The organism is Allobosea sp. 2RAB26, assembly GCF_052115465.1.
Taxonomy (GTDB): Bacteria; Pseudomonadota; Alphaproteobacteria; order Rhizobiales; family Beijerinckiaceae; genus Allobosea.
In genome coordinates this window covers 1-19,691 of record NZ_JBFRGS010000019.1, presented here as the reverse complement: position 1 = coordinate 19,691, position 19,691 = coordinate 1, and the positions used below count along the sequence as shown (strand labels likewise).

Here is a 19,691-nt window from a genome sequence, read left to right as displayed (position 1 = left end):
GTCAGTGTCTCGTCGCGGTGGCAGCCCGGTCCCAGCAGTCGTCGAGCCGGGGCGAGAGCTTGTGCTTCATGATGCGCTGGCTCGCCGTGCGTTCGAACTCGTCGACGACGGCGATGTAGCGCGGGTTCTGGTAGGGGGCGAGGCGCTGGCCGAGCCAGCTGGACAGCGCCTGGAGATCGATGACCCTGCCGTCGCGCGGCTTGACGAAGAGCTTGATGTCCTGCTCGCCGACATCCGCCGCCACGCCGATCATCGCGCAATCCTCGACCGCCTCATGCTCGGCGGCGACATGCTCGACCTCCCAGGCCGAGACGTTCTCGCCCCTGCAGCGCACGCTGTCCGTCATCCGGCCGTGGAAATAGAGGTTGCCGTCGGCATCGAACGAACCGAGGTCCCCGGTATGGAAACCGTCCTCGCGCAACGCCTTCGCCGTCGCCTCGGGATTGTCGAGATAGCCAGGAAAGATCGCGCCCGGGATGCTGGTCTCGACCACGATCTCGCCGCGCTCGCCGGGCGCGACCGGCCTGCCCTCCCCGTCCAGCAGCTTCACCGTGAACCAGGGCATCGGCCGGCCGACTGAGCCGGGTACGCCGGTGACGTTGCAGGTCGTGAGGCTCGAGGCCTCGGTCATGCCGTAGCATTCGCGGATCCCGATGCCGAAGCGGTCTTGGAATTGCGGCCAGATCTCGGGTGGGCAGCCGCCGCCCCAGGCGATCCGCACGCCATGCTCGCGATCGAGCGGCGAAGGCGGCTGCTTGAGCAGGATCTGCAGGATGCCGCCGAGATAGTGGATATGGCTTGCGCCCTCCTCACGGACCTGGGCCCAGAAGCGGCTGGCGCTGAAGCGCTCGACCATGGCGAGCGTGATGCCGCGGATCATCGGCAGCGGCAGGAGCTGCGCGCCGCCGATATGGTAGAGCGGCTCCCAGACGAAGAAGACCTCGCCCGGCCTTGCGTCGGACAGGCGGCCGACGCTTTCCGCCGCCAGCCGCAGCATGCGATGCGAGACGACGACGCCCTTCGGCCGTCCCGTCGTCCCGGATGTGTACATGATGGCAAAGACGGCATCGGCGGAGGGCGCCGGCTCGTCGAAGCGTTCGTTGCGGGCCAGGACGGCGTCGAGTTCGCCGCCGGGCGCGTGCTGGAGCTGCGGCAGCACCGCTTCCGAGGCCATCGCCTCGGCGATCTGCGGCGCCAGCTCTGCATCGGCGACGACGAGGCGCGGCTGCGAATGGGTCAGTAGATAGCGCAGCCCCTCGCCGCGTTGCTGAGCGTTGACCGGCACCCAGGCGACACCGGCCCTGGCCAGGCCGAAGACCACGGCGATCGTCGCGATCGAGTTGCGCATCATCACGGCGACCCGGTCGCCGGGCCTGATGCCGCGCGCCCTGAGATGCGCCGCGAAGGCGGCGGAGCGCTGCTCGATCCCGGCATAGCTCACCGGCTCGCCGCAGAAGCGCGCATAGACAAGGTCCGGCTCGGCCGCGGCACGCGCGGTCAGAAGGCCCACAAAGCCGTCATCATCGAAGGAGGTCATGCTCGGTCGCTGGTTCGGTCGATCAGGAAGGGGAGCGGAAGCGTTCCGCGATGAGCAGCATCGTCGTCACCACGATGAAGACGACCACGGAGACCGCTGCCAGCGTCGGGTTGAGCTGCAGGATCATGTCGTCCCACATCTGCTTCGGAAGCGTCGTCTTGACCCCGCCCGAGACGAAGATCGCGATGGTCAGCTCGTCGAAGGAGGTGATGAAGGCGAACAGGAAGGCGGCGACGAGACCACCCTTGACCAGCGGGATGGTGACGCCGGTCAGGGTGCGCAGCCGGTTGGCGCCGAGCGTCGCGGCCGCCTGGTCGAGGCGCTGGTCATAGGTCTTGAGCACGGCGGCGATGGTGACCAGCGTGAACGGGATCGCCAGCACGGTATGGCCGATGACGAGGCCGAGATCGGTCGCGATCAATCCCAGCCGCGCAAAGAGATAGAACAGCCCGACCGCGACGACGATGCGCGGCACGATCATCGGCGCCAGGAAGAGCGCGAAGATCAGCCCGCCCCAGCGCGTGCGGCTGTTCGCCAGCGCCAGAGCCGCGAAGCCGCCGATCGCGGTCGCCGCGAGCGCGGTGACGAAGGCAACCGCAAAGGACCGGATCGTCGCCTGGATCCAGAGCGGCGAACTGAAATAGGTCTGGAACCAGCTCAGGCCATAACCGGGCGGCGGAAATTCGAGGAACTGCGACGAGGTGAAGGCGAGCGGGATGACGAGCAGCGTCGGCAGCACCAGAAAAGCGATGACGAGCCAGCAGAAGCCGGGCAGCAGCCCGGCGCAGACGCGCTTGCCGAGCAGGGTTTGCGCCAGCCTGGCGAGATGGCCCGACAGGGTGGCGACGGCCGAGAGGATCGCAAGGCCGAGGTCGCGGATACGACCGGTGCTGACCTGGGCCGAACCGCCGGCGATGGTCGAGAGCCCGAAGAGCCGATCGTAGATCAGGCAGGAGACCAGGGCTGCCACCAGCATCATCGCCGACAATGCCCCGGCGAAGGACCAGTTCAGCAGCTCCTGCACCTGCGTGATGATGAGCTGCGCGAGCATCGTCTCCTGCCGCCCGCCGAGGAAGGCCGGCACGATGAAGAAGCCGAGCGAGGAAATGAAGACGAGCAGGCCGGCCGCGGCCCCGCCCGGCAGCGAGAGCTTGAAATAGACCAGCCAGAAGGCGCGCGCCGGCGCGGCCCCGAGCGTCTGCGCCGCCTGGACGAGGCGCCGGTCGATTCCGGCCATCACCGGGAGCATGGTCATCACCGCCAGCGGCACCATGGCGTGCACCATGCCGACCATGACGCCGAACTGGTTGTGCAGCAGGGGCAAGGGCTCGTCGACGATGCCGGAGCCGGTCACCAGCGAATTGATGATGCCGTTGCGCCCGAGCACGATCATCCAGGCGAAGGTCTTGACGAGATAGCTCGTCCAGAACGGCACCATGACGAAGAGCAGCATGCGGCCGCGAAACATGTTCGGCAGGCGCGCGATCCAGTAGGCGAGCGGGTATCCGATCAGCAGCGACCACAGCGCCGTCCAGCCGGCGATGCGGAAGGTGATGCCGAGCACGCGCAGATAGACATCCGTCGCGGCGATCCGCTGATAGGCGCCGGCCGAGAAGGCCCCGCTCTCCGGATCGACGATGCTCAGGCCGAGCAGTTGCGCAACCGGATAGACGAAGAACACGGCCAGGAACAACAGGCCGGGTACCGCCAGCCAGAGCGCACTGAGGCGCAGCCTGGCCGGGCGCGCGGGCGCGCTGCTGAGGGTCACCGCACTCATGCGACCAGTACCGCCTTGTCGCGCGCCCAGCCGGCGACGATCCTCTCGTCGATCCCGGGCACCACGTCGTCTGGCCCCAGGCGCAGCACGAGCGGGCTGCCGTCGTCGAGCGCGGCGATGACGCGGGTCTCGGAGCCCGCATAGACCACCTCGCGGACGCAGCCGTTCACGGCGTTGCCGTCCTGGGCGCCGAGATGCAGGTTTTCCGGGCGGATGACGAGGGCGGCGTCCTGGCTCTGGCAGCGCGCGCCGCTCGGCAGGGCGAAGCGCCCATGCACCGTCTCGATCGTGCCATTGCCGTCCCAGCGGCCGCGGAAGATGTTGGAGATGCCGATGAAATCGGCCGCGAATGCCGTGCGCGGGCGCTCATAGATGTCGCGCGGCGTGCCGAGCTGCTCGATCTTCGCATGGTTCATCAGGCAGATGCGATCGGACATCGCGAGCGCCTCTTCCTGATCATGCGTGACATAGACGATCGTGGCGCCGCTCTCGCGGTGCAGCCGCTTGATCTCGATCTGCATATGCTCGCGCAGCTTCTTGTCGAGTGCGCCGAGCGGTTCGTCCATCAGGATGATCGAGGGTTGGTAGACGAAGCAGCGCGCCAGCGCGACGCGCTGCTGCTGGCCGCCGGACAGTTCGCGCGGGAAGCGCCCGGCGAGATGGCCGAGATGCACCATGTCCAGCGTCGCCGCGACACGGCTTGCGACCTCTGCGCTCGCGCATCCCCGCATCTTGAGCGGGAAGGCGATGTTCTCGGCCACGGTCAGGTGCGGGAACAGCGCATAATGCTGGAAGACGAGCCCGATATCCCGCTGGTGAACCGGTGTGGCCGACTGGTCGCGGCCGTCGATCACGACCCGCCCCTCGCTCGCCTCGACCAGCCCGCAGATGAGCTGCAGCAGGGTGGTCTTGCCGGAGCCCGAAGGCCCCAGCAAGGTGAGGAACTCGCCCTCGGCGACGCTGAGCGAACTCGGCTCGAGGGCGGTGGTCGCGCCGTAGCGCTTGCACAGGCCCTCGACGACGAGCTTGGCCGTCTTCGGTTGGGTCACGGTCATGCCGGCGCTCGTCGCCATCGGATCAGGCCAGGAGCCAGGAGTTGAAGCGTTCGGTGACCTTGGAGCGATTGGCGCTCCACCAATCCTCGTTGGCGATGGCCATCAGCTTCAGATTCTCCGGCGAGGTCGGCAGGACCTTGGCGCGCTCGGCGGGAATGGTCTGATAGGCGTCGAGATTGGTCGGGCCGTAGGCGAGAACCTCGGTGAAGACGGCCTGCGCCTTGGGGTCCGAGCAGAAGCGGATGAACTGGCGGGCGACATCGGCCTTGGGTCCGCCCTTCGGCAGGCCCCAGCCCTCGATCGAATAGAGCCCCTGGTTCCAGACGATCTTGGCGGGCGTGCCGCCGTCGATCGCGGCCTGCAGGCGCGCGTTCCAGCCCGGCAGCATGTCGACCTCGCCGCTTTGCAGCAGCTGTGTCGACTGCGCGCCGCCTGTCCACCAGACCGCGACATGCGGCTTGATCTTGTCGAGCATCTTGAAGGCGCGCTCGATATCGAGCGGGTAGAGCTTGTCGAGCGGCACACCGTCGGCAAGCAGCGCCTGTTCGATCGTGTCGATCGGGTTCTTGCGCAGGGCGCGGCGGCCCGGGAACTTCTCGACATTGAAGAAATCGGCCCAGCTCGCCGGGGCATTCTTCACCCGGTCGGTGCGGTAGGCGAAGATCGTCGAATAGACATCCGTACCCATGAACTCGGGCGAGATCGCTTCCGGCATCAGCCGGGGCACATCGGCATGCGCGAAGCCGATCGGATCGAGCAAGCCCTGCGTCTTCAGGATATCGCGCGCCGAGAGCGTCAGCGTGCAGACATCCCAGGTATAGGACTTGGTCTCGACCATCGCCTTGAACTGGGCGGTGGGCTCGGCTTCGCGGGCGACATTGACGACCTTGTTGCCGGTCGCCTTCTCGAAGGGGTCGTAGAAGGCCTTGCGGAAAGCCGGCCCGAACGGCCCACCGGGATCGGCGACCGTGATCTGCGTGGCGGCACGCGCCGTGCCGGTGAGATAAGGTGCCGCAAGCGCGCCCGCGGCCGCGCCGCCCGCCAGTTGCAGCAAGGTGCGCCGCGTCGGCTTCGTCATCGTGTTCGTCATCTTCCTCTCCCCTTTTCAGCGGTTTTCCGCATGTCCCCGTGGGTGGTCAGCTCGTCAGGCGCGCCGTCCCGTCAGGCGCGTCGTTTCCTCAGGCGCTTTTGCGCGCAGCCCGGATCGCCAGGAACTGCTCCATCATCCGGGCCGGCTCGCCCGTGGCGTAGGCCTCGCGCTGGTTGCGGATGCCGGCAACCAGGCACTCGCGGAAGCCTTCCTCGGTGACTTCGCGGAAGCGGGCCTTGTTGAGGCGCATGGCGACGGGCGGCTTGCCGGCCAGCTCCTGCGCCAGCGCAAGGGTCGCCTCCATCACCTTGTCCTTCGCCACGATCCGGTTGATCAGGCCGATCCGGAAGCATTCGTCGGCATCCATCATCCGCCCGGTCAGGGTCAGGTCGATGGTGCGGGCGATCCCGATCATCTCGCGCATGATCCAGGGGCCGGTCACCGAGGCGATGCCGGAATTGATCTCCGGCTGGCCCATCGTGACGCCCGCATGGCCGATGCGCAGATCGCAGAGCAGCGCGACCTGGAAGGCCGACCCCGCCGCCACGCCGTTCAGCGCCGCAATGAGCGGCTTCGAGAGCGAGCGGATCCGGTCGTAGAGCCGCTCCCACTCGCCCATCCACAATTCCGCGCGGTCGGGATCGAAGGTCTTGGTCTCGTTGAGATCCTGGCCGGCCCCGAAGGCGCGGTCGCCGGCGCCGGTGAGGATGATGGCGCGCACTGCCTCGTTCGCTTCGAGCTCGTCGAGCCCCTCGACGAGGCGCGACCGCATCGGCGCGTTCCAGGCGTTGAGTATCTCCGGGCGATTGAGGGTCAGGATGCCGACGGCGCCACGCAGTTCGACCAGAACAGAGTCCTTCATACCGCTCTCCGATGAATGTTTATTGTTATGCGATAACTTCTATTGAATAATCTGCGCGAAAGGCTCACCTTGTCAAGGCCGTTGGCCACGGCCATTGATTGAGCCAGGAGAACAGCCCCCGATGACGATGCCGGAAGCGACACAGAACGGCCGCAGGAAAGCGGCGGCACCAGCCGATCAGGCCGGGCGCAAGGACGATGCGCTGATGGTCAACTCGGTCGAGAAGGCCTTCCGGGTGCTGTCCGCCTTCGGCCGCCAGCACCAGACGCTCAACCTGTCACAGGTCGCCTCAGAGACGGGGATGGATGTCAGCGCCGCGCAGCGCTTCACCCACACGCTGACCAGGCTCGGCTATCTCCGCAAGGATGCGCAGACAAAGCGCTTCGAGCTGACCGCGAAGACGCTCGATCTCGGCTATCATTTCGTGCGCAGCAGCCGTCTTCTCGACCGGGCGATGCCCTATCTCATGCATCTGAGCAAGGAGACGGAGGAGACGGTCAATCTCACCGTGCGCGAGGGAACCGAGATCATCTTCGTCTCGCGCTTTCTCAGTCGCCATGTGCTGAACACCGACGTCATCATCGGCACGCGGATGCCGGCCTATTGCACCGCGCCGGGCATCGCCATGCTCTCGCGCCTGCCGGAGGACGAGGCGATGGCGATCATCGACGCCTCCGACCTCCAGGCCCACACGCCCTCGACGACCTGGCAGCGCGATGCCCTGCAAGCGAAGCTGCGCCAGGCGGCGGCGCAGGGCTACGCCACCGCCTTCGAGGAGGTCTATCTCGGCGACGCCTCGATCGCCGCGGTGATCGTCGATCATCACGGCCGTCCGGAGGCCGCCGTGAACATCGCCACCTCGACCTCGCGCTATAGCCATGCGGAGGTCGTCTCCCGGTTTTCCTCCCTGGTCATCGCCACCGCGCACGCGATCTCGCGCGTGTGAACCGCAAGCACGAGGCGCTTGACGGTCGACGCGTGTTTTATCAATATTCGAAAACTATTATCGCATTGAAATAACTCCTGGACCCCGCATGGACGCTCCGAAGGCCCAGTTCCGCCGCGTGGCAGCCCGTACCGGGCCCCCCGCGACGCTCAGCTTCGACGGCACGACCATCCGGGCGACGAGTGGCGACAGCGTCCTCGCCGCGCTGCTGGCGAACGGCGCGCTGCTCCGCCGGCTGGAATTCGGCGGCGAGCCGCGGGCCGGCTTCTGCCTGATGGGGGCCTGCCAGGATTGCTGGGTCTGGAGCGCTGAAGGCGGCAGGCTCAGGGCCTGCACCACAAAGGTCGCCGACGGCATGGTGCTGTTTGCCGAACCGCAGCCTGTGGCTGGCGCCCATGGCTGACATCGTCATCATCGGCGCTGGCCCGGCCGGCATCAGCGCAGCCGAGGTGCTTTGCGCACAGGGGCTGCGGCCCATCCTGATCGACGAGGGCGCGCGGGCGGGCGGGCAAGGCTATCGCCGGCCGGCCGATGATCTCGCGCTCGACATGACCAGGCTGATGGGTTCGGAGGCCGGGAAATACGTTACGTTGCATCGCCGCTTCGCGGCCTTGCGCCCGAAGATCGATTACCGCCCGCGGACGCTGGTCTGGGCCATCGACGGCAACCAGCTGCATCTGCTGTGCGACGAGCGGGCCGAGACGCTCGCTTTCGACAGGCTGCTGATCGCCAGCGGCGCGATGGACCGGGTGGCGCCCCTGCCCGGCTGGACCCTGCCCGGCGTGTTCACGCTCGGCGGCGCCCAGGTCGCGCTGAAGGATCAGGGCTGCCTGATCGGAAGCCGCGTCGCCTTCCTCGGCTCGTCGCCCCTGCTGGCGCTGGCGGCGAAGCAGTATCGCGACATGGGCGCGCAGATCGCCGTGATCGCCGATACGACGCCCTTCGCCGCCAAGGCCGCCACGATCCCGGCCCTGCTGCGAGCGCCCCGGACGCTGCTGCGGGGCATCTGGTACATGGGCGCGTCCCTCCGCGCCGGCACCGAGATGCTGCACGGCGTGACGCCGATCGCCGTCGAGGGCGCGGACCGCGTCGAGGCTCTGGTGCTGGCCGATGCGCGTGGCCGCGAACGCCGCTTCGCCTGCGATGCCGTCGCGCTCGGCTACGGCCTGAAGCCCGAGACGCAACTGGCCGACCTGGCGCGGGCCGAGTTCGCCTATGACCCGGATTTCCGGCTGCACCTGCCCAGGATCGACAGCCTGGGCCGGGCGAGGCCGGGCCTCTACCTCGCCGGAGACGGGGTGCGGATCGGCGGCGCCGACGCGGCCGAAGCGAGCGGCGCGCTCGCCGCCCACGCGATTCTCGCTGATCTCGGCCATCCGCAGGATAGCGAGGCGGTGCGGCGGCTGGCACGGCAGGTCGAGCGCCTGCGTGCTTTCCAGCGCGGGCTGGCGCGCGCCTTCGCCTGGCCGGCGGCGCAGATCGCCGTCCTGCCGGATTCCGTGACGCTGTGCCGCTGCGAGAACGTGACGGTCGGCGAGGTGCGCGCGGCGATGGAGAAGGAGCTCGGGCCGATCGAGGTCAACCGGGTCAAGGCGATGACGCGCTGTGGAATGGGCCGCTGCCAGGGCCGGGTCTGCGGCCCTGCCCTGCAAGAGATCGTGGCGGCGAAGAGCGGGCAGGATGGCGCTTGCGCCGGGCGGCTGCGCGGCCAGGCCCCGGTCAAGCCGATTGCGCTCGCGGCAGCCGGGGATGCGGCATGAGCGAGCGCACGAGCGATGTCGCGATCGTCGGCGGCGGGCTGATCGGCGCCTGGACCGCCTTCTTCCTGGCGCGGCGCGGGCACAGCGTGACCGTGATCGAGAAAGGCCTGGTCGGCGCCCAGTCGAGCGGCGTCAACTTCGGAAACCTGCGGCTTCAGGGCCGCTTTCCCGGGCAGTACCCGCTGTCCCTGCGCTCCCAGGCCCTCTGGGAGGATTTCGATGCCCTGATCGGCGAGGAGTGCGAGTTCGAGCAAACCGGCCATCTCTATCTCGCCTATGACGAGGCGGAGCAGGCCAAGCTCGAGGGCTATGCCGGGGTCTCGGAATCCTACGGGCTGGCGATCGAGCGGGTCGGACCTGCCGAGCTCCGGCGGCGCTGGCCCTGGCTCGGCGAACGGGCCGTCGCCGCCACGTTTTCGGCACGCGACGCCACGGCCAATCCCAGGATCGCGACGCCGGCCGTGGCGCGGGCCGCGGCCAGGCTCGGCGCCATCATCCGCGAGAACACCCGCGTCACCGCCGTGGATCGCGCGGGCGACGGCTTCGCGCTGACGCTTGCCGATGGCGCGCGGCTGAGCTGCGGCGCGCTCGTCAACTGCGCCGGCGCCTGGGCGCTCGACATCGCGGAGCGGTTCGGCGAGACCGCGCCGGTCTTTCCGGCCGGCCCGCCGCAATTCGTGACGGAGCCCTTCCCCTACGCGATCGGGCCGTCCGTCCAGGCGATCGACGGGTCGGTGATCTTCCGGCAGATCCCGCGCGGCAACATCATCCTGGCCGGCTATCCGCGCACGGCGGCCGATCCGGAGGCGAACCGGGCCCCCGTCCCTCCCGCCAAGACGCTGGCGGCGATGCGGGCGCTGGCGCGGGTCGCGCCGATGCTCGCGCATTGCCATGTCATCCGCGTCTGGTCCGGCATCGAGGCCTATCTGCCCGACATGATCCCGGTGATCGGGCCAAGCGAGACGACCGCCGGGCTGTTCCATGCCTTCGGCTTCTGCGGCCACGGCTTCCAGATCGGCCCCGGCGTCGGATTATGCCTCAGCGAGATGATCGTGGACGGCGCGACGCAGACGCCGCTGGAGCCCTTCTCGATCGGGCGCTTCCGCCAGGCAGCCACCGTCAGCGAGAAATTCCGCAAGGAGTTCGACTGACGCCCTCAAGGCGCACTGCCGATCCTGCGGAAGCCCGCCAACGGCCAGCACGGGCTGGCGGTTTTCCGGGATCATGGGCATGACCGGGATCGGCCGGGAGCTGCCCATCGCGGCCGCCGCGCGGCCGAGATCGCCGGGGATCTTGCCAGTCGATGTTCCCTCGGATCTTGCCCTTGTATCCAAGCGACAGGGACAGGCGCGGTTCCGTCGCGGCACGGATGATCGCCTTCGTCGCCTCGCTCGCCCGCCCCCTGGGAGAGCCATCGGAGCCTCTATTCGTCGGGGCGCAGCTATGTTGCGGCTCTGGTAGCGGGTCTTGCGCGAGCGTGCGCGCAGCGCCTTCCGGCGCCACGCGAAGCCACGCGTCTCTCAGATCGCCGGTCGAAAAACAGCGAGCAGGATGGGGCTCGCCGCCGAAGACGTGCCGCTGCGATGCGTTAAAGGATCGGCCCGAAAAGTGGATTGCGGTTTTCGGGGCAAAGCCGATGCTAACACAAAGGGTTAGATCATCGGGCCGGATACGATGTCCGGTCCGATGAGCTAGCGAGCGAAAACCCGGTGTGGCATGGCCTGCGCGAGGCCCATGGCGCGCTGCAGATGGTCCTTCACATGCACTTCGGCCAGTGCGGCGTCGCCGGCGAGGATGGCGCGCGCGATGGCGCGATGTTCGGCCAGGGAAGCGGCAATGTTCTCGGCCTTCAGCGTTCCCGCCAGCTGATACATCAGGACAGGGAGCCGAAGCTGCCGCGTCAGCTTGAGCAATTGCTCGTTGCCGCTCGCCGCGACGACCGCATCATGAAACTGATGGTTTTCGTCGATATATTCAGCGCCCGGAGGGCGTGGGTGCTCGTCCCAGATCGCCTCGATCTCCCGCTCGAACCGCGCTTTCGTCACCGGATCGGCCATTGCTTCCGCAGCCAGCCGGGCAGCGAGGGTCTCCAGGCCGAGCCTGATCTGGAACAGCTCCTTCATCTCGCGCAACGTCAGGCGGCGCACGAGGGCGCCGCGATGCGGCACGATCTCGAGAATGCCCTCCGCGGAGAGGCGTCGAAAGGCCTCGCGTAGCGGCCCCCTGCTGACCCGCAGATCGCGCGTCAGGTCGGCTTCGATCAGGCGTTGGCCCGGCGCATAGCGCCCCTGGAGCACACCGGCGCGCAAATGATCAAGGACGTATTCGACGGTTCCGCCGCGCGCCGGGCCTTCGGCGTTCTCGGGCTCAGGCAGAGCGCTGGCGAGGTGGGTGTCGAGTGTCGTCATGACGATCTGCCTACCAGCAGGAAACCCGGTTGACAACGTTTCGACCTGCAATATTGTCCTACAAACTTAAAAGACAAAACAAGCCGAAAGCGGCGAAGAGGAAACGCCTGTCCCCCATCCGGGACTGATCGCACGGCTCTCGCCGCTGCGCGGCTTTCGCTTCGCCTCGTGCTGGCTGCGGCAGGAGGAGCGACATGTTGATTGGCAAGGCCGGCCCGGCCATCACGGGCATCTGTACGTCCACTCCGGACCGGATCGAGATCCGGGGCAAGGACTTCGCCAGCGAGATCATGGGCCATTATGGCTTCACCGATTTCTTCTTCTTCCTGGTGACCGGCGAAAAGCCGTCGGAGCAGCAGCGCTATTTCCTCGATCTTCTCCTCGTCGCGATCGCCGAGCATGGGCTGACCCCGACGGCGCAGGCCGCCCGCATGACGCTGGCCGCAGCGCCCGACAGCCTGCAATGCGCCGTTGCCGCCGGAATTCTCGGCTGCGGCACGGTGGTTCTCGGCACAGCCGAGCTGTGCGCCAAGGTGCTCGCCGAAGCCGCTGCCCGGGTCGATGCCGGCGAGGATCCCGATGCCGTCGTCAACGACATCGCCGCCAGGACACGGCGCGAGGGCGGCAAGATGCCGGGCTTCGGCCACCCGATCCATCATCCCGTCGATCCGCGAACCGAGCGGATCTTCGCTCTGGTCGAGGAACGCGGCATTGCCGGTCGCCATCTCGACCTGCTGAAGCGTATGCGCGGCGCTGTCGCCACGGCATGGGGCCGCCAGATGCCGCTCAACGTCTCCGGTCCGATCGCTGCCGTGCTGATGGACCTCGATTTCCCGCACACGATGATCAAGGCCGTGCCGATCCTGGCCCGCACCGCGGGACTTCTCGGGCATCTCGCCGAGGAACAGAAGCGACCGATCGGCTTCATTCTCGCGCATCACGCCGAGGAAGCGATCGCCTACGACCCCACGATGTAAGCGAAGGACCGGGACATGCTCCAAGAGCCCGATATCGAGACACTTCCCTGGCCCGAGCAGCGCGCGCTTGACGACCGCCTCTATCGCGAACAGGTCGGCTATCTCTTCGAACGCTCGCGCTTCTTTCGCGACAAGCTGCAGGCGAACGGCTTCGCGAAGCCTGAATCGGTCGGCGGGCTCGACGACATCGAAGCCCTGCCCCTGACCGAGAAGGATGAATTGCGGCAGAGCCGCAGCGAGGCCCATCCGATCGGGACGCATCTCGCAGCCCCCCTGGAGGAGGTGGTGCGCATCTTCTCCACCAGCGGCACGACCGGGATTCCGAGCTATATTCCGCTGACCGCGGGCGATCTAGAAAACTGGGTCCGAACCTCCGCCCGTAGCTACGGCGCGAGCGGCCTGAACAAGGGCGAGCGCGTCATCTCGACCTATAATGCCGGGCCGTTCGTCGCCGGCGCCGCACTCGATTCCTTCCCCCGCCTCGGCCTCTGCCACATCCCGGTCGGGACCGGAAATACCGAGCGACTGCTCGCCGCCGTGAAACTGCTCAAGCCGCAGATTCTCGCCTGCACCCCGTCCTATGCGCTGCATCTCGCCGAGATCGGCGAGGCGCGCGGGCTCGACCTGCCCAATAGCAGCATCAGGCGGATCATGGTGGCCGGCGAACCCGGCGGCGGCGAGCCGGCCATGCGCGAGAAGCTCGAACAGGCCTGGAATGCCAAGGTCACCGAGGCGATGGGGATCGGCGATATTTCCGTCTCGCTCTGGGGCGAGTGCGAGCAGCAGCAGGGCATGCACTTTTCCGGCCGCGGCTTCGTGCATTTCGAGCTGATCGATCCCGAGACCGGCAAGCAGGTTCCGCAGACCGACGGCGCGACCGGCGAACTCGTCTACACCCATCTCAGGCATCGCGGCGCGCCGCTGCTGCGCTTTCGCAGCCGCGACCATGTCGTCCTGCGCACGGGGGCCTGTTCCTGCGGCCGCACGTCGCCGCGGGTGCGCTGCATCGGCCGGACCGACGACATGCTGATCGTCCGCGGCGTGAACGTGTTTCCCTCGGCGATCCGCGAGGTCGTCAACCGGTTCGCGCCCGCCGTCACCGGCGTCGTCTCGGTCCGCCCCTCCGCGAAGGGCGTCAAGCAGGCACCGCCGCTCAAGGTCGTCGTCGAGCTTGCCGAAGGCGAGACCGCCTCGGATGGTCTGCGCGAGAAGATCGAGAGCGATATCCGCGCCACGCTGGTCGTGACCACCACCGTGCACCTCGCCCCGGCCGGCACGCTGCCGCGCAGCGAGTACAAGTCGCGACTGCTCGATTTCTCCGAAGCGTCGACGGAGACGGTCGATGACTGAGGCGCTCTGCGTGGAGGACAGGCGGACATGACCGCGTCGATCGTCCAGGCGGTTCTGCTGTCGCTCTGCGTGGCCGGCCTCTACGCGGCCGTGGCGGCCGGGCTCACGCTCACGGTCGGCGTGACGCGCATCATCAATTTCGCGCATGGCGAATTCGTCATGCTCGGCGCCTTCCTGACCTATTGGCTCTATACCGGCTACGGCCTGTCGCCCTGGCTGGGCATGCTGGCCTCGGGCGTCGCGCTCGGCCTGTTCTCCATCCTGGTCTATCGCGGCTTCCTGGCCCGCGTGCTGAAGCAGGACGAGCACAATCAGCTTCTGGCGACGCTCGGCCTGTCCATCCTGATCCTCAATATCGCGATCATTCTGTGGTCGCCGGATGCGCGGGTGATGCAGGCGCCGGCGCTGTTGCCCTCGCTCCAGTTCGCAGGCGTGACCATTCCCGGCAACAATATCGTCGTCGCGCTGGTCGGCCTGCTGCTCTTCCTGGTCATGCTCGGCATCAAGAACCACACCCGCTACGGCACGCAGATGCGCTTCGCCAGCGACGACCCCGTGCTCGCCATGCATGCTGGCATCAATGTCGACCGCGTCTTCGAGCTGTCATTCGCGATCGGCGGTGCGGCCGCCGGCATCTCCGGCGGGCTCGTCGCGCTCGTGCTTTACGTTCAGCCGACGGTCGGCGTCGACCTCGTCATCCGCGCCTTCGCGATCATCGCGCTCGGCGGCCTCGGCAATATCCCCGGCGCGCTGATCGGGGCGGCCATCCTCGCCCTGATCGAAGGCCTGATCAGCACATTCGTATCGGGAGGCGGCAGTTGGGGCTTCGGCGTCTCCTTCCTGGTTCTGCTGCTCGTCCTCCTGGTGCGCCCGAGCGGCCTGTTCGGCAAGCAGGTGCAGGCATGAGTTCCGGTCTTCCCGCACGGCTCGCCCTCTATGCGGCGATTGCGGCGCCACTCCTGCTGATCGCGGCCGCGGATCGGCCCTTTCTGGTTCAGGTCGCGATCGGCACGGCGATCTCGGCCATCCTCGCATTGGCCTGGGATATCCTGTCCCGCACCGGCCAGGTCTCGCTCGGCCACGCCGCCTTCTTCGGCATCGGTGGCTATGGCTCGGCCTTGCTGACGCCCGTGCTCGGCCCCGTGCTCGGCTGGACCGTTGGCATCCTGCTCTGCGGCGTGGTCGCCTTGCTGCTGGGCGCAGTGACGTTGCGCCTGCGGCGGCTCTATTTCACCATCGCGACCCTGTCCTTCAGCCTGTCGATCCATGTCGTGATCTTGGTCACGCCGGGGCTGACGGGCGGCTCGACCGGCATCATGCCGCCGGTCATCGCGGGTGGATCGCCGCCGCTGCAGCTCCTGTTCATCACCGGCTGCCTGGTCGCGGCCGCCATCGTCAGCGACATTTTCCTCGGCAGGCGCTTTCGTCCGGCCTTCTTCATGATCAGGAACAATCCCGATCTCGCGGCTGCCTCGGGTGTGCCTGTCACGCGGCTGAAAATCCTGGCCTTCGTCGTCTCCGGGATGGTCGCGGGCCTCGCCGGTGCCTGCTATTGCGGCCTCTACGGATACGTCATTCCCGACGATGTCTTCACCACCAACTGGAACGTCCTGCCGCTCGCCGTGACCATCCTCGGCGGCATGGACACGACGCTCGGCCCGCTGGTCGGCGCCGTGGTGCTGCGTCTGCTCGAAGAGGTCGCGCGTCATGTCGTCGGCGGCGTCGGCTATCAGGTCGTCTATGGCGCCGTCATCATCCTGTTCATCGTCGGCATGCCGGAGGGGCTGGTGGGCTTCGTCCGGCACCGGCTGCGGCGGCGTCGGCCCAGGTCAGGGCAGGCGCAGACCAAGCCGAGGCTCGCATCATGACAGCGATCAGCGTCGAGACATGCACCGTCGCCTTTGGCGGCCTCAAGGCGATCGACGAGGTGACGCTGGACGTGCCCGGCCAGGCGATCACGGCGCTGATCGGGCCGAACGGGTCGGGCAAGAGCACTTTCGTCAACATGGTCTCCGGGCAGATCCCGCCGCGCACAGGCAAGATCAGCCTCGGCGGCGAGCCGATCAACGGGCTGCGTCCCGACCTGATCGTCCATCGCGGCTTGGCGCGGACCTATCAGGTTCCGCGCGTACCGAAGGAACTGACCATCGAGGAGGTGATCTCGGTCCCGCTGACCTATGCGCGTTCCGGCCGCGCCCTGCCCGGCGGCGCGCGCAGCGCCGGCGATCTCGCCCGCTATTGCGGCCTGCGTCCCGCGGTCGGCACGCGCTGCGGCCAGCTCTCGGTCTCGGATCTGCGAAGGCTGGAGATCGCCCGTGCCCTCGCCTGCCGCCCCACGGTTCTCCTGCTCGACGAGGCCATGGCCGGGCTGAGCCTGGAGGATACCGACCAGGTGATCGGCCTGGTTCGCGAGATCCATGCCTCTGGCGTCACGGTCGTGGTGATCGAGCACGTCATGCGCATCATCGCGCGTCTGTGCGGCCATGCCATCGTCCTCAATCAGGGCCGGCTGCTCGCACAGGGCAAGCCCCAGGACGTGCTGCAGGATGCCAGTGTCCGGGAAGCCTATCTGGGCAAGGGGTTCTCGCTGTGAACCGGTTCGAAGTCTCCATCGAGAAGGCGGGTTACGGTGAGCTCGTCGTCCTGCCCGGCCTGTCGCTCGCGGTCTCGGGCGGCGAGCTCCTGGTCCTGCTCGGTCCCAACGGGGCCGGCAAGACGACCGCGCTGCGCGCGCTCATCGGCACGGTCGAGACGGGGCGGCGCAGCCTCAGGCTTGACGGCCAGGATCTTTCCGGGCTGTCGCCCTGGCAACTCGCGCGCGCCCGCGTCGCCTTCGTTCCCGACGGCGCACGCTGCTTCGCCAATGCCACGGTCGAGGAAAACCTGCGCGGCGCCTTCGAGGCCCTCTCGCCGCGAGCGGCCGCTGGCAAGCGCGAGCGTCTCTTCGAGACCATCTTCGCGCTCTTTCCCATCCTGCGCGAGCGCGCCGGGCAACTCGCCGGTTCGATGAGCGGCGGGCAGCGCCAGATGCTGGCGATCGGGCGCGCGCTGATGATCGAGCCCCGCGTGCTGGTGCTGGACGAGCCCTCGGCCGGGCTGGCGCCCAAGCTGGTCGAGGAATTGTTCGAGGCGCTCGGGCGCGTCAAGGCGGCGAGTGGCTGCGCCATGGTGATGGCGGAGCAGAACTTCGCCGCCGCCATGAGCGTCGCAGATACGTGCCTCGTGCTCGACGAGGGGCAGGTCGCCCTGACCGGGACGATGCAGGACATGGCCGGCAACGAGAAACTCAGGATCGCCTATCTCGGATTTTAGCCTGAGAACCCAAGCGAAGACCTGCCGTCTGCGAGCAGGCGAATTCAGGGAGGAAAGCACGATGTGGACCAAGTTGAGAGGCCTCGTGGCGGGCGCAATGCTCGCAGGGACGGCAATCGCCGCGCCCGCACTCGCACAACAGGCGCCGATCAAGATCGGCGTGCCGCTGCCGCTGACCGGTGCGCTCGCCGGTGGCGGCACCCAGATCCTCTGGGGCATTCAATACGCCGCCGACGAGATCAACGAGGCGGGCGGGCTGTTCGGCCGCAAGATCGAGCTCGTCATCGAGGATACCAAGGGCGAGCCCAATACCTCGGCCAGCATCGCGGCGAAGCTCGCGACGCAGGACAAGGTCGACGCCTTCGTCGGCGGCTTCGGCAGCACCTCGGATTTTGCGCTGCTCAGCGCCGTGCAGCGCTACGAGCCGATCTTCATCCATCCAGGCTCGTCCTCCGTCCGGCTGGAGGAGACCTTCGGCAAGAACGATTGGTACCACCACGTCTACATCTGGGACTATCATCGCCAGAAGGCTGCGGTGAACTTCTTCAAGAGCATTCCGGGCGTAAAGACGCTGGCCATCGCCTATGAGGACAAGCTCTACGGCACCGACGGCGCCAAGTTCACCCAGCAATACGCCAAGGAAGCCGGGCTGGAGGTGGTGATGAACGAGCCCTTCCGTGCTGGGACGCCGGATTTCTCGCCGATCCTCAACCGGGCCAAGGGCCTCAACCCAGACATCCTCTTCCTGATCGGCTATTCCGGGGACAATCTCCAGATCGCCCGGCAGGCCTTGCAGCTCGGCATCAAGCCGAAGCTGCTCGTCACTCAGGGCGCCGGCGAGAAGCGCTCCGATTTCGGCCCAGCCGGCGACAATGTCGTCGTCGTCGATCTCTGGTCGGCCAAGCAGACGACGCCGGGCCTGGCAGAATGGGTCAAGAAAGCCGAGGCGAAGCGTGGCGGCGAAGTCGTGTCGAGCGCGGTGCAGGGCTACGTCGCCATGCAGACCTTGCGCGATGCAGCCAAGGCGGCCGGTTCCTGGGACCGGGCCAAGATCCTGGCCAATCTCGGCTCCACGACCTTCGACACGCCCTATGGCAAGGTCGCCTACACGGCCTCGGAGATGGGGGGCAAGCACCAGCTCATCACCGACGCGAGCATGATCGCCGTGCAATACAAGCCCGACGGGGGCCAGGAGGTCGTCTGGCCGGCCGAGAAGGCCGCGGCCAAGATCACCTACCCCGCGCAATAGGGCCCGGCGCAAGAAGAGCCCAGCCAATGCCATCGTCCCGGCCGCCGTCGCGGGCGGCCGGCCACGCGTCAGCAGGAATCACCCATGCCCGAGACATTTTCCGAACGCCTGAGCCGGCCCGGGCTGATCGTCGCGCCGGGCGTCTATGACCTGGTTTCGGCCAAGCTCGCCGACCAGGCCGAATTCGACGCGCTCTACATGACAGGCTTCGGCGTCGTCGCCTCCCATCTCGGCTATCCCGATGCCGGTCTGGCGACCTATACCGACATGGTCGGGCGCGTCCGCCAGATCGCCGAAGGCACCGCGACGCCGCTCATAGCCGATGGCGACACCGGCTATGGCGGCCTGCTCAATGTCGACCATACCGTTCGCGGCTACGAGGCGAGCGGCGCCCAGGCGATCCAGCTCGAAGACCAGGAATTCCCCAAGAAATGCGGCCATACACCGAGCCGCCGGGTGATTCCGCTCGAGGATGCCGTCCGCAAGATCAGGGTCGCGGCCGATGCGCGCTCGTCGCCCGCGTTCAAGATCATCGCCCGGACCGATGCCCGCACGGCGCTCGGCCTGGACGAGGCACTGCGCCGAGGAGAGGCCTTCCTGAAGGCCGGCGCCGATATCCTGTTCATCGAATCGCCCGAAAGCGTCGAGGAAATGGAGCGGATCGGCCGGACCTTCGACGCCCCGCTGGTGGCAAACATGGTCGAGGGTGGCCGCACGCCGATCCTGAGCCGCGCGGAGTTGGAGGGGCTCGGATACAGGATCGCGATCTACCCGGTTGCCGGACTGCTCGCCGCCGCGAGCACGCTGCAGGCGGTTTTCGCGCATCTCAAGTCGACCGGCTCGACGCGAAATTGGGATGGCCAGCTCTACCCGTTCACTGAATTCGTCCACATGATCGGCTTCGAGCGCGTCTGGGCGTTCGAACGAGCGTACGCAGAAGACGGGGAGAGCTGACGTCAGAGATCGAAGCCACCGATCGCTCGCCATCTTTGCGTGCCGGATACGCCAGAACCTGACCTTGGCTCAGCGATGTCAGCTATGGGCCCCGTGCCCTCGCGCATCGTTCTCTCCTGCCCCCGCGTCCGCGACGCGTCCCAGCGCTCGATCTGGACGGAGAGGCTGAAGTCAAGCGCGCCGGAGCAGCGGCCACTCAGGGTGATCCTCGTTTCCCCCTGGTCGTGGCTGAAGCGGCAGGTGAGGGATTGGCTGAACCCGGGGCGTTGATCCTGCGCCCAGGCTGGCGATGTCGCGGCCAGGACCAGGGCCACCGCAAATGCCTTGTCGGTCAGGGTGTGTCGCATCGGTCTGTCCTCCCGTCGGCCAAACGTGGGAGTGCGCCCTCCCGTCGGCCAAACGTGGGAGTGCGCC

General features: G+C 67.5%; 18 protein-coding genes. 12 read left to right on the top strand and 6 right to left on the bottom strand.

The window, feature by feature from the left end; genetic code table 11:
- Nucleotide 1 precedes the first annotated feature (1 nt).
- The 5 genes from AB4118_RS27810 to AB4118_RS27790 form a co-directional block, all read right to left on the bottom strand.
- The gene (locus AB4118_RS27810) at nucleotides 2–1,537 is read right to left on the bottom strand and encodes a class I adenylate-forming enzyme family protein (RefSeq protein ID WP_441492787.1); all 1,536 of its coding nucleotides are present in this window, start codon (nucleotides 1,535–1,537) and stop codon (nucleotides 2–4) included.
- Nucleotides 1,538–1,559: 22 nt separating this feature from the next.
- Nucleotides 1,560–3,314: an ABC transporter permease subunit gene (locus tag AB4118_RS27805; RefSeq protein ID WP_441492786.1), complete on the bottom strand. Its 1,755-nt coding sequence runs from the start codon at nucleotides 3,312–3,314 to the stop codon at nucleotides 1,560–1,562.
- Nucleotides 3,311–4,369 (bottom strand): ABC transporter ATP-binding protein, encoded by a 1,059-nt coding sequence (locus tag AB4118_RS27800; protein WP_441492785.1) that lies wholly within the window; start codon nucleotides 4,367–4,369, stop codon nucleotides 3,311–3,313. Before AB4118_RS27800 ends, AB4118_RS27805 begins: the two co-directional genes overlap by 4 nt.
- A gap of 22 nt (nucleotides 4,370–4,391) precedes the next feature.
- A complete protein-coding gene (locus AB4118_RS27795) occupies nucleotides 4,392–5,459 on the bottom strand; it encodes an ABC transporter substrate-binding protein (protein WP_441492784.1) in 1,068 nt (355 codons plus the stop codon).
- An 88-nt stretch (nucleotides 5,460–5,547) separates the two neighbouring features.
- On the bottom strand, nucleotides 5,548–6,321 hold the full coding sequence (locus AB4118_RS27790; RefSeq protein ID WP_441492783.1) for an enoyl-CoA hydratase/isomerase family protein: 774 nt from the start codon (nucleotides 6,319–6,321) through the stop codon (nucleotides 5,548–5,550).
- A 121-nt stretch (nucleotides 6,322–6,442) separates the two neighbouring features.
- Here AB4118_RS27790 and AB4118_RS27785 point away from each other — a divergent pair, with 121 nt between their 5' ends.
- The 4 genes from AB4118_RS27785 (at nucleotide 6,443) to AB4118_RS27770 (ending at nucleotide 10,178) form a co-directional block, all read left to right on the top strand.
- A complete protein-coding gene (locus tag AB4118_RS27785; protein WP_441492782.1) occupies nucleotides 6,443–7,267 on the top strand; it encodes an IclR family transcriptional regulator in 825 nt (274 codons plus the stop codon).
- Between the two features lie 88 nt (nucleotides 7,268–7,355).
- Nucleotides 7,356–7,670, top strand: coding sequence for a (2Fe-2S)-binding protein (locus AB4118_RS27780; RefSeq protein ID WP_441492781.1), 315 nt, complete (start codon nucleotides 7,356–7,358; stop codon nucleotides 7,668–7,670).
- Nucleotides 7,663–9,027 carry an FAD/NAD(P)-dependent oxidoreductase gene (locus tag AB4118_RS27775; RefSeq protein WP_441492780.1) on the top strand — a complete coding sequence of 455 codons (1,365 nt, stop codon included), beginning with the start codon at nucleotides 7,663–7,665 and terminating at the stop codon, nucleotides 9,025–9,027. Before AB4118_RS27780 ends, AB4118_RS27775 begins: the two co-directional genes overlap by 8 nt.
- Nucleotides 9,024–10,178, top strand: coding sequence for an NAD(P)/FAD-dependent oxidoreductase (locus tag AB4118_RS27770; protein WP_441492779.1), 1,155 nt, complete (start codon nucleotides 9,024–9,026; stop codon nucleotides 10,176–10,178). Before AB4118_RS27775 ends, AB4118_RS27770 begins: the two co-directional genes overlap by 4 nt.
- A gap of 540 nt (nucleotides 10,179–10,718) precedes the next feature.
- Here AB4118_RS27770 and AB4118_RS27765 read toward each other — a convergent pair.
- Nucleotides 10,719–11,435 carry a GntR family transcriptional regulator gene (locus tag AB4118_RS27765; protein ID WP_441492778.1) on the bottom strand — a complete coding sequence of 239 codons (717 nt, stop codon included), beginning with the start codon at nucleotides 11,433–11,435 and terminating at the stop codon, nucleotides 10,719–10,721.
- Between the two features lie 194 nt (nucleotides 11,436–11,629).
- Between AB4118_RS27765 and AB4118_RS27760 the strand changes: the two genes are divergently transcribed.
- From AB4118_RS27760 to AB4118_RS27725, 8 genes are all read left to right on the top strand, one after another.
- Nucleotides 11,630–12,412, top strand: a complete 783-nt coding sequence (locus tag AB4118_RS27760; protein ID WP_441492777.1) for a citryl-CoA lyase — start codon at nucleotides 11,630–11,632, stop codon at nucleotides 12,410–12,412.
- 15 nt (nucleotides 12,413–12,427) lie between these two features.
- On the top strand, nucleotides 12,428–13,762 hold the full coding sequence (locus AB4118_RS27755; RefSeq protein ID WP_441492776.1) for a phenylacetate--CoA ligase family protein: 1,335 nt from the start codon (nucleotides 12,428–12,430) through the stop codon (nucleotides 13,760–13,762).
- Between the two features lie 27 nt (nucleotides 13,763–13,789).
- Entirely contained in the window at nucleotides 13,790–14,668 is an 879-nt protein-coding gene (locus tag AB4118_RS27750) for a branched-chain amino acid ABC transporter permease (RefSeq protein ID WP_441492775.1), read from the top strand.
- A complete protein-coding gene (locus tag AB4118_RS27745) occupies nucleotides 14,665–15,630 on the top strand; it encodes a branched-chain amino acid ABC transporter permease (protein WP_441492774.1) in 966 nt (321 codons plus the stop codon). The genes AB4118_RS27750 and AB4118_RS27745 overlap by 4 nt, the downstream gene beginning before the upstream one ends.
- Complete coding sequence (locus AB4118_RS27740; RefSeq protein WP_441492773.1) at nucleotides 15,627–16,355, top strand: ABC transporter ATP-binding protein; 729 nt, start codon at nucleotides 15,627–15,629, stop codon at nucleotides 16,353–16,355. The genes AB4118_RS27745 and AB4118_RS27740 overlap by 4 nt, the downstream gene beginning before the upstream one ends.
- Nucleotides 16,352–17,074 carry an ABC transporter ATP-binding protein gene (locus AB4118_RS27735; protein ID WP_441492772.1) on the top strand — a complete coding sequence of 241 codons (723 nt, stop codon included), beginning with the start codon at nucleotides 16,352–16,354 and terminating at the stop codon, nucleotides 17,072–17,074. The genes AB4118_RS27740 and AB4118_RS27735 overlap by 4 nt, the downstream gene beginning before the upstream one ends.
- Nucleotides 17,075–17,135: 61 nt before the next feature.
- Entirely contained in the window at nucleotides 17,136–18,323 is a 1,188-nt protein-coding gene (locus AB4118_RS27730) for an ABC transporter substrate-binding protein (RefSeq protein WP_441492771.1), read from the top strand.
- A gap of 84 nt (nucleotides 18,324–18,407) precedes the next feature.
- Nucleotides 18,408–19,277, top strand: a complete 870-nt coding sequence (locus tag AB4118_RS27725; protein ID WP_441492770.1) for an isocitrate lyase/PEP mutase family protein — start codon at nucleotides 18,408–18,410, stop codon at nucleotides 19,275–19,277.
- Nucleotides 19,278–19,691 lie beyond the last annotated feature (414 nt).